At 38.0% G+C, this 15,374-nt stretch carries 12 protein-coding genes; 4 read left to right on the top strand and 8 right to left on the bottom strand.

The window, feature by feature from the left end:
• Positions 1-92: 92 nt before the first annotated feature.
• The 6 genes from M902_RS12855 to M902_RS12830 form a co-directional block, all read right to left on the bottom strand.
• Positions 93-581: a hypothetical protein gene (locus M902_RS12855; RefSeq protein WP_021268305.1), complete on the bottom strand. Its 489-nt coding sequence runs from the start codon at positions 579-581 to the stop codon at positions 93-95.
• A gap of 64 nt (positions 582-645) precedes the next feature.
• The gene (locus tag M902_RS12850) at positions 646-1,110 is read right to left on the bottom strand and encodes a hypothetical protein (protein ID WP_021268252.1); all 465 of its coding nucleotides are present in this window, start codon (positions 1,108-1,110) and stop codon (positions 646-648) included.
• A gap of 147 nt (positions 1,111-1,257) precedes the next feature.
• On the bottom strand, positions 1,258-1,833 hold the full coding sequence (locus M902_RS12845) for a pyroglutamyl-peptidase I (RefSeq protein WP_198011903.1): 576 nt from the start codon (positions 1,831-1,833) through the stop codon (positions 1,258-1,260).
• A 7-nt stretch (positions 1,834-1,840) separates the two neighbouring features.
• Entirely contained in the window at positions 1,841-2,656 is an 816-nt protein-coding gene (locus M902_RS12840; protein ID WP_021268718.1) for a hypothetical protein, read from the bottom strand.
• A gap of 46 nt (positions 2,657-2,702) precedes the next feature.
• A complete protein-coding gene (locus M902_RS12835) occupies positions 2,703-6,467 on the bottom strand; it encodes a hypothetical protein (protein WP_021267825.1) in 3,765 nt (1,254 codons plus the stop codon).
• A 197-nt stretch (positions 6,468-6,664) separates the two neighbouring features.
• Positions 6,665-10,327: a hypothetical protein gene (locus M902_RS12830; RefSeq protein WP_021268180.1), complete on the bottom strand. Its 3,663-nt coding sequence runs from the start codon at positions 10,325-10,327 to the stop codon at positions 6,665-6,667.
• A gap of 521 nt (positions 10,328-10,848) precedes the next feature.
• On the opposite strand from M902_RS12830, the gene pal reads away from it, so the two are divergent.
• Genes pal through M902_RS12810 form a run of 4 tightly spaced genes read left to right on the top strand, consistent with a single transcriptional unit; the run spans position 10,849 to position 14,089 of the window.
• Positions 10,849-11,340, top strand: a complete 492-nt coding sequence (gene pal / locus M902_RS12825) for a peptidoglycan-associated lipoprotein Pal (RefSeq protein WP_021268044.1) — start codon at positions 10,849-10,851, stop codon at positions 11,338-11,340.
• Between the two features lie 10 nt (positions 11,341-11,350).
• Positions 11,351-11,662: a DUF4398 domain-containing protein gene (locus tag M902_RS12820; RefSeq protein WP_040314832.1), complete on the top strand. Its 312-nt coding sequence runs from the start codon at positions 11,351-11,353 to the stop codon at positions 11,660-11,662.
• Between the two features lie 24 nt (positions 11,663-11,686).
• Positions 11,687-12,472 carry a tol-pal system YbgF family protein gene (locus M902_RS12815; RefSeq protein WP_021268369.1) on the top strand — a complete coding sequence of 262 codons (786 nt, stop codon included), beginning with the start codon at positions 11,687-11,689 and terminating at the stop codon, positions 12,470-12,472.
• Positions 12,473-12,484: 12 nt separating this feature from the next.
• Entirely contained in the window at positions 12,485-14,089 is a 1,605-nt protein-coding gene (locus tag M902_RS12810) for a multiheme c-type cytochrome (RefSeq protein WP_021268495.1), read from the top strand.
• Positions 14,090-14,112: 23 nt separating this feature from the next.
• Here M902_RS12810 and smpB read toward each other — a convergent pair whose 3' ends face one another.
• Together smpB and rsmA are read right to left on the bottom strand one after the other, a co-directional pair.
• Positions 14,113-14,562, bottom strand: a complete 450-nt coding sequence (gene smpB / locus M902_RS12805) for an SsrA-binding protein SmpB (protein ID WP_021268598.1) — start codon at positions 14,560-14,562, stop codon at positions 14,113-14,115.
• A gap of 3 nt (positions 14,563-14,565) precedes the next feature.
• The gene (gene rsmA, locus M902_RS12800) at positions 14,566-15,372 is read right to left on the bottom strand and encodes a 16S rRNA (adenine(1518)-N(6)/adenine(1519)-N(6))-dimethyltransferase RsmA (RefSeq protein WP_021268445.1); all 807 of its coding nucleotides are present in this window, start codon (positions 15,370-15,372) and stop codon (positions 14,566-14,568) included.
• Positions 15,373-15,374: the final 2 nt, after the last annotated feature.

The following is a 15,374-nucleotide window of genomic DNA, read 5'->3' as shown; positions in this document are numbered from 1 at the left end:
GGATATTTGGAACAAATATTCGTAAGCGGCAGTATAGCACAGCATTTCATATCTGGAAAGAAATCCATCGACAATCAACGCTGTGCACATCTTTATTTTTCATCTACATTTTCTAGATTAACTAAAGAAGCACCAAAGTAGATCAGGTTCTTAATTAGAACTAGGGCACATACTAATAAAATTGCAGCAAGTAGCGGTTGAATAATTCCATGAATATAACCGAGCTCTAAATCGACATTCTTATATAGGTATAGATTGAGTAGCAAAATATAACCAAGTATTTCCACATTGTGAGAATTTAAAACCACCTTTTTAAATAGAGGGCCAAGTTCATTACAATTTTCTATATCATTTCTTACTGTAGGCTTCATAATTCTTACAGTGTTATAGATTATCCCTAGAATAATGAGTTCTATTGCAAATACAGAAAACAGAGAAAGCAAAGCCTCAAGTAAAATAAAAATCCATATGAGAATTGAGTTGTCATGGGTTGAATACTCACTATAACTTTTTATCATAGAATATGCTGCTGCAATAAGTGGAGTGTAAACCATTAAGCTGTTCATTGTTTTATTTCTCATAATTTATTCCAAGTTTCCAAGCTGTAGCCTACCAGAGTTTCTGTGATGCATCCCCTTCATCTTATTACTCCTTAGTTTTCTTTGATCTATAATTAAATAAATCCACAAGTAACTGGGAAACAAAGAGATAAAGTAGACCACTAAAAAGTGAAGCAATTACGGCCAAGGCCATTCCTAATTCAAAACTTGTACCTTTCAGAGCAAGACAATAAAAAGTTATACCTGCAACAGTAATCGCACCAACAATATGTGAAACGCCAGCATAATATTCTAGTAAATCCAATAGTGAACGAACTTGATTAAATTGGGTTATTTTTCCTACACTAACCCCACTCTCATGTCCTAATATTGAATTGTAAATGAGGCCAAATATTGAAACGATAATCATAAATGCAATGAGAAAGAATAAGATTGAAATGCTTATGCTAAACTTCCCCTGTAAATAATTAATTGAATAGAAATATCCTAGTACTGGTGAGAGTAAAAGGCATGGCCATAAATATAAGCTCGTTTTATTTGAAAATTTCATTTTCTATTTCCTAGTCTTTAAAATAATCATCAAATTCTTCATAGAGTCTCCCTCGTAAACATTGAATTTAACGAAAGCTACTCCAATCTCATTCCAAAAACGAAATATTCCCAAAATGAAATAAGAAATTTTAAAAGAGAAAAGACTCTAGTAATTTAGCGCGGCGAGAATCACCTCAAGCGCCTCAACCTGCTGGGCCATCGCCATGGTCTCAAAGCTTGGTAGATGAACGAAGCCGGCCTTGGCGCGCATGCCCTTCTCTTGGGTAATGTGGCGAATGCCGTAGAAGACGTGATTGCACACAAAGCGGCCACAGTCGCGAGAGATGGCAACAGGAATCTGCGCGGCCAAAAGGGCATCTTCAATCTCACCTAGTGGAAGTGTTGAATCATACGTTACTGGCCCGTCCTTAAAGATCGCCTCTCCCACCGGACAATTGCCTTCGTTATCAGCAATTCTGGCATCATTTAAATTATGGGCGATGACCTCGAGGTTCACCTCGGCCGCCTTTTCATTGAGGCCAAAGCAGATGATAAAATCGGGGTTTAAGAAGAAGGCTTCCTTTTTAAGAATCGACAGACTCTTTTCAAAAACCGTCGGAAGAATTAATTTGTGAACCTCAAGATGTGAGTAATTGGCCGTGGTTGCTTCCACCACCTCGCCACTAGGGTTAATGAGATTATTTCCAAAGGCATCAAAGCCTGTGATTAAAACCTTCTTCATTCGCATACTAGTATGAGACATACTCTAACCTAAATCCCCAGAGCGCTTCATCGATATTTGTACGCGGATAGATCGAATTATTTTTCTCACTAAAGGCCGTCTGACACTTTCCTTCACTCACCTCATCCATCGTCAGGAAATTAGTGCGAGTCACACTACCATCCTTTGTTGAAATGACAAGTTCAGCGCTGCCGTAGTTAAAGACAATCTCCTCATCCATATACTCCACGGCAAGAAGATTTTGTGACACATACTTCTTTCCAAGTACCTTCACATCTGTTCGATAAATCACATACTGATCCATCACAAAGAAATTATCCCCAGAGAGAATCATTTTACGAAATGAGTTTTCCTCATTGGTGTAATCACCATGACACTTATAAAGCGTGTTGATTTCAAATTTTCCACCAAGGCTTTTTAAAATCACCTTGCCCGAAGAGTTACGAGTCATGGTATGGCCTAGAAAAAGATAGGCCATGCAATCCCCGTCTGTTGAAAGAGCATTGGTGTAACTTGTCGTAAGGCCACCTGGATGTCGAGACTTAAGTAGATCTGCCGAGAGACTACAATTATAAACTTCATCTTTCATTTGATAATCTTGATAGCAGACATCAACTTGGTGCTTTAGACTTTTTAAATAATCTAACTTCTGTCCCACTTTCACGCGAAACTGCTCCTGGCCACGAGCATCCTCAGGATAGAATGTCTTTTCAAGCTCGGCCTTTAAGTCACTTTTAAAAGTGTCAGCAATGGCCTCAAGGTTTGAACAGTTATTTGCAAAAGATGCAAGACTAAATAAAGAAGTGAGAATTATTTTTTTCATGGGAAAATCTTAGCAAAAAAAAAGCCCCCTTGCGGAGGCTTTTTTTCTATTTTGCTCTTACATCGAATACTTTGGACTGAAGTAGCTCGCCTTTGTAAGAAACATCGACTTTAAACTTAAGCTTATCGTCTTTTGTCTTTTTCTTAAACTTGTAAGTTAGTGCACCAGTTGCTGTTACTCCGCGACCAGGAGCTGCAACCTTAGTTGATCCCTTCTTTAGTTCAACAAACTTGTCACCTTCTAGAACGCTGATTGCAACATCATAACTTCCAGGAACAAAATCACGTAATCCTGTTAGTTTCACTTTTACATCGTGGCTTCTAAACTTACAGTTAAATAGACCTAGCGTACACTTGCGATCCTTAACCTTATCTTCAAAATCAAGGGCCACTTGAACTTCTGGGTTAACCACAACATTTGCATTAAATGTCGCGATTTCAGTGTAGCTTCCACTTAGCTCATCTCCAGGGTAAGTTAACTCTATCTTCATTTCGATATCTGATCCCGGGCGAGCGTTATTTGCAACCTTAGCTTGAATAACATCCGTTAGTTCAATTTGTGCTTGTGCAGGTAGTACTCTTAAGTTTGCTCGAGAATTTACGATCTCAACATTTGAAGTCGCTGCTACAACTTTTGCACTGATTGCCCCACGGTTTGAAGAAAGCTTTCCGAAGTTTACAAGCCCAAGTCCGACAGAGAATTTTCCATCTTGAGTAAGACCTTTTGCATCTTCAGTTTTAACACTTGTTTGAGCTGCTTGATTTAGGCGAACAACAGCGTTACTAGCAAATAGCTTCTTTGCTTGTGACTTACCAAGAGCAAGCATTTCTTCTTTAGCTGCTTGGATATTCTCATCAAATCCAGCTTCCTGGCCATCAGCTGCACCATTTTTGAAGGCAACACCCTCACCTTCTAAGCGAGCTTCAGCAAAGGCAGTCTTGTAGGCCTTGTCGAAACCTTTTTGCGTTTCGGCCCCAAAATCACCAGCGGCAGCGGCATCACGAGAACTCTCAAAGAAGTCCACATAGCCTGCGAAGTAAGTATCTTTGTGGCTAACATTAAATTCAGCTTTATAAGCGGCATCGTAAGAGGCGCCACATGCTTTCTTGAACTCATTAACACCTTTGTAAACATCAAAGCAATTTTTGAAGTCTTCATCGATATCGATGCGAGTTGGCGCAGTGTACGCATATTGAGGAAGCGCTTTTGTTTTTGCACGATCATTTTCATAAGATTCAATCTCTCTTTTTGTCTTTGCGATCTCTTGATCAACTTTAGAGTTGAAAGCTGAGCTTAAAGACTCAGGAGATGCAGAATATTCAGGAGCGACAAAATCAAATGCTTCAAAGCTTGTTGAAACAAATTCTTGTGCCACTGAGAAGGCTTTTTCTAAGAAAAGACTTCCGTTAACACTATTTGATAACATCACTCTATTTGCTGGTTTACTTGAGAAAGACTCACTCTTAACTTGCTCATATCCTCTTGGGAATTCTTGTGCTTTTGCTAGACTCTTGGCCTTAGCAACACCGGCCTCATACCCCTTTGCAAAACCTTCATCATAACTTGCTTGAGAGTTAACACCGGCTTCATAACCTTTTGTTAGCCCGTCTTCTTTACCGTCTTTAAGGCCTGCAAGGTAGCCACGTAGCTCACCTAGTTTTTTACCGTTTGCACTTCCAAAGAAGTTTGCATCTTCTTGGACATCGGCACTTGCCTTATACTCTCCTGCTGTTGCTCCAGCAGCCTCACCTTGAGATGCTCCAAGAGCTTTTGCATCTCTTTCATATTGAACATAAAGATTGCTACGGCTTTGGTAAGCTTGGTACTTCTCATTCGTGATATCTTCAAGATCACTTGCTACAGTATCTGCTCTTGCAAACTCTTCTTCTTTGACAAGCTTGTCTTCTAATAGACGGCTTCTTTCAGTTTCAAGATCAGCGATGCGATCTTCGTTACTTGCCATCTGAGATCTTTTCGATGCGATAACACTTGAGTTTTGCATGATTCGCTGAGATGAGTCAGCGATGATATTTTGATTAGCAACCAGTCTTTCACTTCTGGCTTGAGATTGTTCTTCAAATTCAAGTCTTGTTACGTGAAGTGAATCAAGACGATCAACAAGTAGCTTAATATCTGACTCAACCACAGAAAGTCTTCTCTGGTATGAATCACGTTCCGCAACAAGTGCCTTTTGCGTATTTCTTAGAGTGCCAACTTCACGGCGTTGAGTTTCAAACTGATTCTTTTCGCGATTAAGCTCGTTTCTAAATTTCTTAAGATCAGAGTCGATTAGTGCAACTCTTTGTGTTGCTTTTTGCTTTTGATCTCTAAGAGAAGCAATATCACCTTCAATGCGTTTGATATCTGACTTCACCTGTGCAAGCTTAGCTTGTGCCTTTTCAAGAGTTGACTTTGCTGATGCTTGAGCAGTCTTAGTTGAATTTAGATCACTCTTTGCAGAAGTAAGCCTTTGCTTAAGCTTTTCAAGCTGAGGAGCGGCTTGCGCGATTTCGGCCTCAACGGCCTTGATATCTTGACGTAGGTTTCTAACCTCACCTTTTTTTCTATTAACTTCTGACTCAAGGATAGCAATCTTACTACTTCCTCCATTGATTGTACTTTGTGCCTTCGTAATCTTCTTATTAACTTGTTCAAAATCACCAACAACCTTTGTTAGACGTGTTTTCGTTTGTTGAATTTTGTCTCTTAGAATTTTACGACGCTCTCTCAGGTTCTTAATTTGATTAGCATTTCCACGGTCATTTCGATCACCTGCCATTAAATCCCTAAGGGCCTGTTCTACTTGTTGCATTTCAGCTTCTAGTGCCGATCTCTTCTTTTCAAGATTAGTCTTTTGAGAAGCAAGAGTTTCTCTTTGTGATTTAAGGCCATCAATTTGTGATTTGGCACTCTCAAGCTCACTCTTCGCCTTTTCTAGCTCACTTGATTTAGCAGAGAGAGCTGTTTGAGCTGAACTTAATTGAGATTGTAAATTACTTCTCTTCTGAACAAGAGGCTTAACAGCTTGCTCTTGCTTTGAGATTTTATTTTCGATTTGAGTAACCTTAGCTTGGGCCTCACTTACTTCAGTATTTGCAGCTTGAAGTTTTGTGCGAGCATTTGCTACTTGTGACTCAAACGTTGAAACCTTAGAAGTTGCCTGAGTAAGGTCTTGTTTCTTCGATTTCATTTCTTCTTGGATTTTTGGAAGCTTGATATTTAAGCGGTCACGCTCATCAATTGCTTTTGAGATATTTGACTCTAATGATTTGATCTCATTTCTTGTACGATCTAATTTCTTTTGCGCGTTGCCTAGGCGATCATCATTTGTTCTAAGGCTTGAAAGAACTGAATCGAGGGCACGCCTTAGGTTACGAGCTGTATTTCGAGGACCTGCAAGCTCAGACTCAGTGCGATTGATATCGCTATTTACATCATCGAGCGAATCAGCAAGTCTTTGAAGCTCCTGCTCTAGCCCTTGGTTTTCAAAACTTAATTCAGAGATTGTTGTCTCTAGGTTCATATTCTGTGCATTTAAGTCTGAAACAACAGCGATGGCCTCTTCGATCTCTCTCTTAGAGATTGAAATTTCGCTTCCATTGGCCTCAAGTCTGGCCGCTAGTTCTTGGATAAGATCACTGATTTGAGTGGCAGACATTCTGGCCGCATCACTTTGGGATTTAGCTGAGTTGTAAGTCGAAAGATAAGTACGGTAGTCAATTTCGTCTGGTAGCCCCGCATGTGCACTGGCCGCCATGGCCATAACTGACAATAAAACAACATTTCTGCTTAGTGCATTTGATCTCATCATGATTCCCTCTCCTTTTGATCACTTTGATAAGAAGTGTTTTATAATTCCCTTTTGGGAATGTTGAGGGTTCTTTAAAAAGAAATTAATTAACTAATACAATTGTAAGATTTTATAAGAAAATGACATTATTGTTTGAATTATTTACAAGAAATAAAGGCCAAAAAGGCCCACCTATTATTAAGTGGGCCCTTTTGACATTACTTCACTTTAACATTGAAAACTTTGGTATGCAGTACGCTCCCCTTATAGAGGACATCCATTTTGAACTTTAACTCTTTCCCTGCGGCCTTCTCTTTAAACTTATAAGAGAATTTACCTGACTCGATCTTGCCTTGACCAGGAACTGGCATTTTTGCAATAGTCTCGTTTAATTCAAGGTACTTACCACCTTCAAGAACATCAAGTTTAACTTGAAATTCACCTGGAATATTGTCACGAACTCCTTTGAGTTGGAACTTAATATCGTGAGATTTATACTTACAAACTAGCCAACACTTTCCATACTCAACAGTCTCATCAAAAGCAACTGCATATCTAATATCTGGATTAGGCAGAACAACAGATTTGAAAGTTGTCACTTCTGTATACTTATCCTTTAAGCTATCACCAGGATAAGTCAGCTCAATATCCATACTTACAATAGAGCCAGGTTTTGCATTATTGGTAATCTTTGCAAAGATAACATCTTTTAGATCAATCTTTGATTCGGCTGGAAGTTCAGCTAGATTAACCTTCTTATCAAAGACCTCAATATTATCACTTGTTGAAATAACCTTCGCAGAGATAACACCTTTCTCACTTGCAACCTTTCCAAAGTTCACAAGTCCTAGACCAACTCCAAAATTACTATCTTGAGCAAGTCCTCTAGGATCACCACTTGTTAGAATCGCTCCTCTAGATTTATCAATTCTTACAACAGCATGATCTTCAAAAAGAGTAGTCCCTTTTTCCTTCCCTTCAATGGCCATTTGCTCACGAAGTGTACCTAGGTTTTCATCTTGGGCCAGTGCCGCACCATCTTTCTTGCCATTTTCAAATGCAACTCTCTGACCTTCAATCATTGCATCACCAAACCCATAACGGTGACCACGATCAAGACCTTGCTTATGAGCTTCTGCGTGATCATTAGTTCTCGCTTCTTCTCTGGCATCAACAAATAATTGGTCATACTCTTCAAAATAAACCTTACGGTGTGAGGCTAAGAATTCTTGGCCATAAATTTCATGATATGAATCTTCACAAATCGCTCTTAATTCTGAGACTTGTTTATATACGCTTTGACAACGTAACTTCGCCTTCCCTTCAGTAATCTTAGTCGGAGCAGTATAAACATATTCCGCGCTTCCTTTAATCTCTTCGATATTACTTGTAAGAGCTTCAATCTGATTTTCAATACGAACAACCTCTTCTTCATATGTTTCTTTTGAATCACCTAAATTAAAAGGTACATCATCTGAGTGGCCGTCTTCTTCGAAACTTACAAAATTTAGCAGCTCAGAAGTGCTCATAAAGAATTCTCTTTCCTGAACCTTATTTGTAAGAACAACATGATCATTTGGAAGGACTGACATTTTTAATTCTTTAGCTTGCGTAAAGGCAGCATGAAAATCTTCTTCCATTGCAATATTCTTAGCATTCTGTAATCCGATTGCATAACCTTCCTCATGGCCAAGATCATAGTCCTCTTGTGAGTTTACACCTTGATTATAACCATCAGTCTTACCTTGTTCTAGACCTTCACTTAGCCCAACAAGGTAGCTATCAAGCGCACCAACATTTTGCCCATTCATGCCACCATATTTATTAGCATCGGCCATTGCATCAGCAGATGCTGTCTCTGAACCTATACTTGCACCGTCAGTGATAGCATCGACTTGTCCGAGAACTTTTGATTCACTAACATATTCATTGTATAGGTTTTGACGAGTTTCATACTGAATACGAGCATCCTGTGTTGTTTGCTCTAATTCATTAGCTCTTGCTTCAGAAATAATTAGGGTATCTTCAGCATTCGTTCTTCTTAACGTAAGTTCAGCATTTTCTTTTTCAAGTTTATCAATTAATTCTAGACCTGCATTTAACTCGGCCTGGTTTTCTACAATTGCAGCAGTATTCGTTCTTAGACGAGAACGAGTCGTTAAGACTTCATCCACAAGCTCAGACATTCTCTTCTCTTTTGTCGATGCGATAATATTTAACTCTTCGCTTCTCTTAAGAGCATCTTGAGACATTTTTTGTGTTTCGAAAATCTTATCATTAATACCAGCGATTTTCTTCTGTTGTAAGTCACGCTTTGCTTCAAGCGTCGTGTGATTTCTAGCAAGTTTGCCAGAGTTCACTTCAGTTTCAACTAATTTGTTTTGAGTATTAAGATGATCTTCTTTTAATTCTTTAAGAGATACTTGAACAACTCTTAGCTTATCTTTAGCAAGAAGCTCTTTCTTTCTAAGAGTATCTTTCTCCTCATTAAGGGCTTCAATTTCTCCATTCACAAGTCTAAGCTGATGCTTTACCTCTTCGTATTCTGCTATCGAAACACCAAGGTCATCTTGTGAACGCTTTAACTCAAGCCTTGCTTCTTCTAAAGAAGCTTCAAGCTGTTTAAACTTTGGGGCCGCCCTAATAATCCTTTTATCAACTGCCACAAGAAGAGATTCCTGATATCTAAGCTTCTTTTCAGCACTTTCATATTGCTTTCCAAGATGCATTAACTTTAAACCACCATCTTTAATCTTATATTCAACAACTGAAAGTTTACTCTTAATGACATCATATTCATCATCTAAGACCTTAATCTCCCCTTCTACTTCAAGCTTCTTGGCCAAAAGAATTCTTCTTTCAGAAGTTTGATTATCACCTAATTGAAGTAAGTCGATTTCAATTTTTTCTAATTCATGCTTCTTAATTGATTGATCAGCATCGATTCGTTCCATCTCCGCTTTGTATGCACTGGCTTCAACCTTAATTGAGTCCATTACTTCTTGGTACTTAATTAGTGCGACATGTGATTTTGCATATTCTTTTTTTTCGACACTGATATTAGATAGAATAGTATCTCTCTTTCTCAGTAAAGGACGAATTGAGCTTGTTTGCTCATTATATTCAATATTGATATCTTCCGCTCTTAGCTTTGCTGCACGATAGATCTCTCTCTTTCTTACAATATAAGTATCAAGCTTTTCCATTTCTAACTCTAGAGGTCTTACCTTTGGTACCACGAGCCCTAGTTTCTTCTTATTAGCAGATACTTCCTTTAAAATACTACTATAGTCTTTCGTTAAACTCTTTACTTCAACTGCTTTATTTTCTGTTTGTTTTCCTAAGAGTGTCACTCTTGCTTTTAGAGAAATAAGCTTATCTTCGTTCTCTTTACTTAAAGTCTTATTGGACTCTAACTCCGTCATTACTTCTTTTAAGATAGACTGTTCAACCTCAACACTCTTCTTTAATGACGCTAGCATGGCCTCATTATTATTAACGATAACCCTACCTTCACTAAGCTCCTTTTTAACAGAAGCTAAGATTTCTTCAATTTGCCCTTGCTCTCTTACTAATTCACTTAAGTTCACTTCAAGAATTTCACTCTCTCCACTCAACTCATCGATCATAGCGGTAGCATCTGCAACAATCTTCATCGTTAACTCAAGATCTTGAGTATTTACTTCAAGCATCTCTGTCATCTTTAAGACTTCAGATTTAAGCTCTTCTACTTTGATTTTCGCTGACTGACTTTGAGTTTTTGAATTATCATAAAGTTTTGAATACTTTTGATAATCGATCTCATCAGGTAATGTTGCATGTGAAGCAACGGCCATAAGTGATAAAATAACTAATTTTTTACTAATTCCGATTGTACTCATATTCTCCCCTTCTTTTAGTAGATCAAAAGACTAACTTAGTGCACAAATACAAGGCCATTGGTAAAACCAACAGTCTCATTTGCGTCTAAAATTTGTGAGGAGTATTAAAGCAATTTGAGATTAAATTTAAATTTTGAGGATTGAAAAAATGCCTGGCCGCAACTTAAGCAGAGACAGGAAAAGACGGCGGCCAGGCTTTTACACACAAGATAAGGACTTTTCAATAACCTCAAATAAACATTATTTTGACTGATTCACATTGTAAATAGCTCTTCTCAAACTTTAACTTTTCTTTACTTAAATTCTTGGCAGATATTAGAAAATTTTCTTGTTTTGAAAAATAGACAATTTTATTAAAAGAAACACAATTAAGTACGGGTTATTAATAAACAGAGTAAAACACTCCAATGAAATCTCCTTTTCTGCCGGTATCTAAACACCTAAATTTATTATATACTTTTAAAGTATAGCTATTTTCCAATTTACAATAAAAACTCTACATAAATGGAAAGGGGGAACAAATGAAAAAGCTTTTTACACTATTACTTTTAGGTTCTGCACTAGTTATGACTTCATGTGGTTCATCGTCAAAAACTGATGAAACATCTTCTGTAGAATCTGTTGATTACAACAATGCTTCACTTGAAGTAAATGGTGACTCAGACTCTGGTAAAGCAGGTACTCTTAGAACTGTTTATTTCGCATTTAACTCTTCAGGACTAAGCTCATCAACAAAGTCCACTCTTGAAGCAAATGCTGACTTCTTAAAAGAAAATACTTCTGTTGAAGTACAAGTAGAAGGTCACGCTGATGAAAGAGGTGGACGTGAGTACAACATGGCACTTGGTGAAAACCGTGCACGTGCAATTAAGAACTACCTGGTAGCTCTTGGTGTTGATGCATCTAGAATCTCAACTACTTCTTACGGGAAAGAGAGACCTATTTCTTTTGGTCACAATGAAGATTCTTGGTCACAAAACAGAAGAGGAAACTTCGTAATTATTGCAAAGTAATCTTTAAAAAATGAAAAAATTAAAAAATAAGATCACATTTTTAATTTTACTTCTATCTTTGGGAAGCTGCGGTCTTACGACCGTACGCCCGAAGTTAGAAATGACTTATGCACAGGTTGCTTTCCTTGCGGCCAAGGAAGCTGGCGGACAAACACTCGCTCCTAACCTCTACCGAAAGGCCGAATTCTACTACTTAAAAGCGAAATCAAGCTACAAGAGAAAATTCTTTAATAAAGCTAAGAAGTACGCCATTCTTTCTAAGCAATTCTCAGAAAAGGCCGAGTTCAAGGCATATCGTAAGAAAACACTCGATAGCATTTAATATATCTTATTCGGAGAATTTCTCATGAAGAAAACTTCCCTAATTACTACAATTACATTAACTACATTAATGGCCGCTTCAATGACCTCTTGTAAAACGCAAGAACAAATTGAGCGCGAACAAAAAATAAATACAATGTCTGTCCAAATGCAACAGAGCCAAAAGCTTAATGCAGACTCTCTTTCAAAAATGCAGGAACTGCAAGACAGTGTTCTCCAATTCCAAGGACAACTTGAAGAGTACACTAATGGAAAAGATCAAAAGCTTGAAATTGTTGATCAAAAACTTCTAAAACTTGAAGAACAAAATACTGCCCTAACAGATGAAGTTACAAAGCTTACTGCTAAGATCGAAGAACAGGATAAATTCATTAAAGAAGTGCTCGCACTGTTAAAAAAAAAAGAAAGTAAGCGAAAAAAATTAGCAAAAGCAAAGAACCGCTCACCTTATGATCAGGCAATGTTCCTTTATGGAAAAGGCAAGTATAGCGAAGCACGTCCGATTCTAGAGAAACTTTTTAAAGAAGGTAAAATTAAAGGAAAGAGACGCGGTCGTATCATTCACAATCTAGGAATGATTTCTTATATTCAAAAGAGAAATGACGATGCAGTCACATATTTCTCAACTCTTTATACATCAATGCCAAATTCTGCTTACAACGGTAACGGGCTAGTATATCTAGCAAGAACGTTTAAGAGACAAGGCCAAACAGAACAGGCAATTGTGACTCTTGAAGAAATGCTTAAATCATTTCCAAAAAGCCGTCACGTCCCTACTGCTAAGAAGTTATTAGCGAGTTATAAAAAATAAGGTATGTAAATAATGAAACGAATTTTAGGACTCCTAAGCTTAACCTTTGCACTTTCTTGCCAAAGTATTATTGACTTAGACCGAGACAGTGAAGAGATAAAGATTGAAGGACCGAAGTTTTCCATTCTATTTTCTCACTCAATCTCAGGCGAAACACACCCGTGTGGATGTCGCCAATTTCCACTAGGAGGCCTCCCTCAGGTAGCGGGCTTTATGAGTGAATTTAAAAAAGATCATCAATACCTCTATATCGATACAGGAGATATGCTCTTTCCTTCATCTGTTGTACCAGGACATATTGAAAAGTCTCAAAAGTTTGCAGCGGTCTCACTAGCAAAGGGTTTAGATAAACTGGGACTTAAGTATACACTTCCAGGTGATCAGGATTTAGCGGCGGGACTCGATTTCTACAAAGAAGTTCTTTCTCAAGTCAGCTTTAAAGTTCTCGTTTCAAACCTTGCTGATAAAAACACTCTACCCCATCAAGAATTTGCTAAGATTAGCTTTGGAAAGAGTACAATTTTTCTAACAGGTATCGTGGCCGGGGGCACTTTACAACCTGAGTACAGAAACCTATTTGTTAACCCAGTTAAGAGCTTTAAGGACACAATAGCCAAACTTAAAGAAGCAGGCTTTGACGAAAAGAATCCACTTCATAAGCTGGTTTTAATGTCTCACGCTGGACTTGATTATGATAAGAAATTTGCTGAAGCATATCCTGTCATTGACTGGATTATTGGCTCTCACTCACAAAGCTTCACAAATTACTCAATCGATGTAGGAAATACCCAAATTGTACAAGTTCTTTCTAAGAATCACTACTTAGGAGAAGTCGCCTTCTCTGCAGGAGCTGAAAAGCTAGAAAAGGAATTCTCTTACCATGAGATGCGCGAGCAATTGGGAGAAAAAATTCCAAATAATCCATTCACAACATTTATTAATAATCACAAGCAAGAGCTTGATAAGATTCGTGACCAGGAACAAAAGAGTCTAAGTTTTGCTGACACTGGAATCAAGAAGCTTGCAGATACTAAGAGCTGTCTTGAGTGTCACTCTGATCAAGGTGATCATTGGGCAAAGACACCTCACGCGATATCTTTTGGAACACTTATAATTGCCAAGGAAGAGAATAAAACAAGCTGTATGCAATGCCACTCTCTTGGAATGAATGAAGAAGGTGGTTATATCAATCATAATGATATTGTGCACTTTAAAGATTTAAAAACAAGTGATGCTAAATTTAAGGCCCACAAAGACAAGTACTGGCAGGATGTAACAAAGGCCTTTAGTGGTGTGACCTCTGTTCGTAAGCTTGACTCTAAGAAGATTAAATCAATTCGCGTTGCATGGGATAAGGCCAATGAGAAACACAAAGTGGAACACTCATTTGCCAATGTACAATGTCTAAACTGTCACGCTATGGTTACAGATCATCCCTTTGCAATTGAAGATGAGACTCAAAAGAAGGCCCATACAAAGGCCGCTATTAAGAATAAGTGTCTTGGTTGCCATACAAGTGACCAATCACCTGAGTGGTATAAAAAAGATCGCGATGGAATTTATTCAGGGGTAAACGACGAGTACTTCGATAAAATGTATCAAAAAATGACACACTAAAAATAATAAGGGGGCCTCAGTTTTTACTGATAGTCCCCTCTTCTTAACTTTCTTTCCACATCTTTTTTCTGCTGATCAGATCTCTTATCATGAAGCTTCTTCCCTTTTGCTAGGGCGATTTCAAGCTTAACACGTGAGCCTTTAAAATAGATAATCGTTGGAACAATAGTAAGCCTTTCGGCCTTTGCACGGTGAGCAATCTCAGCAATCTCTTTTTCATGTAAAAGTAGCTTTCTCTTTCTCGCTTCTTCGTGATTGAATTGATTTCCAAATTCATATTCAGGAATTTTGATATTATTGGCCCAAACTTCGCCGTTCTTATCAATTGTAATATGGGCCTCACCAATTGAGACCTTTCCCGCACGTAGGGACTTTACCTCAGTTCCCACTAAGGACATTCCTGCTTCGTAAAGTTCAAGTAATTGATAATCGAACTTCGCTCTCTTATTTTTGGCTATGATTTTCTTTCCCATTATTTACTCATTTAAATGCTTATATAAATTTTGAAGGTCCTCTAATTTTAGCGCTTCTGCTCTAACTGTCAAAGGCTGATTGATTTTGGCCAAGGCCTGTTCAATTTTATCCACTGGAGCATAAGTCTTTAGAACCTTTCCAAGCTGTTTTCTCTTAAATTGAAAGACTGCTCTTAAAAACTTCTCAAACTTCGTAAACTCAGAAAGAGGAATTACTGGACTCTCCAAGCGCTCAAAACTAATAACAGCTGAGTCAACCTTTGGCGGAGGAGTAAAGGCACCGGGAGGCGCTTTTACAAGAAGAGAAGTCTTAAAATATGTTTGTGATAAGGCCATTAGTGAACCCATGAAGTTCTTCTTTGAAGCAAAGGCAAAGACCTTATCAGCGACTTCTTTTTGAAACATCAGTGTCATATATTTAATAGACGGTGTCTGTAAGAATTTTAGAAGAAGTGGGGTCGAAATATTATACGGTAGGTTTGAAACTAGCCATGTCTTATCCCCTAATCCCTTTTCAACGATGAAGGCTTCAAAATCAAACGCCAAGGCATCTGTAAAATTAATATTTTCGGCCTTAACTATTGGCGCAAGATATTCAATCATGCGCTCATCTTTTTCAACCACATGAAGATTTTCATTATGAGCAGCTAAATTCTTAGTTAAAATTCCTGGGCCTGGCCCGACTTCAATAATATTGCCAGCTGAACCAGCAAAGTCGTCTGTAATTTTTGAAATAATATTTTGATTATTTAAAAAGTGCTGACCGAGATCTTTATTGGCCCAAGGTAGTTTTGTTTTTGACTCATCCATGA

Source organism: Bacteriovorax sp. BAL6_X (assembly GCF_000443995.1).
Classification (GTDB): Bacteria; Bdellovibrionota; Bacteriovoracia; order Bacteriovoracales; family Bacteriovoracaceae; genus Halobacteriovorax_A.
The sequence above is the reverse complement of the archived record's forward strand: the minus strand, read 5'-3'. Positions and strand labels throughout refer to the sequence as shown.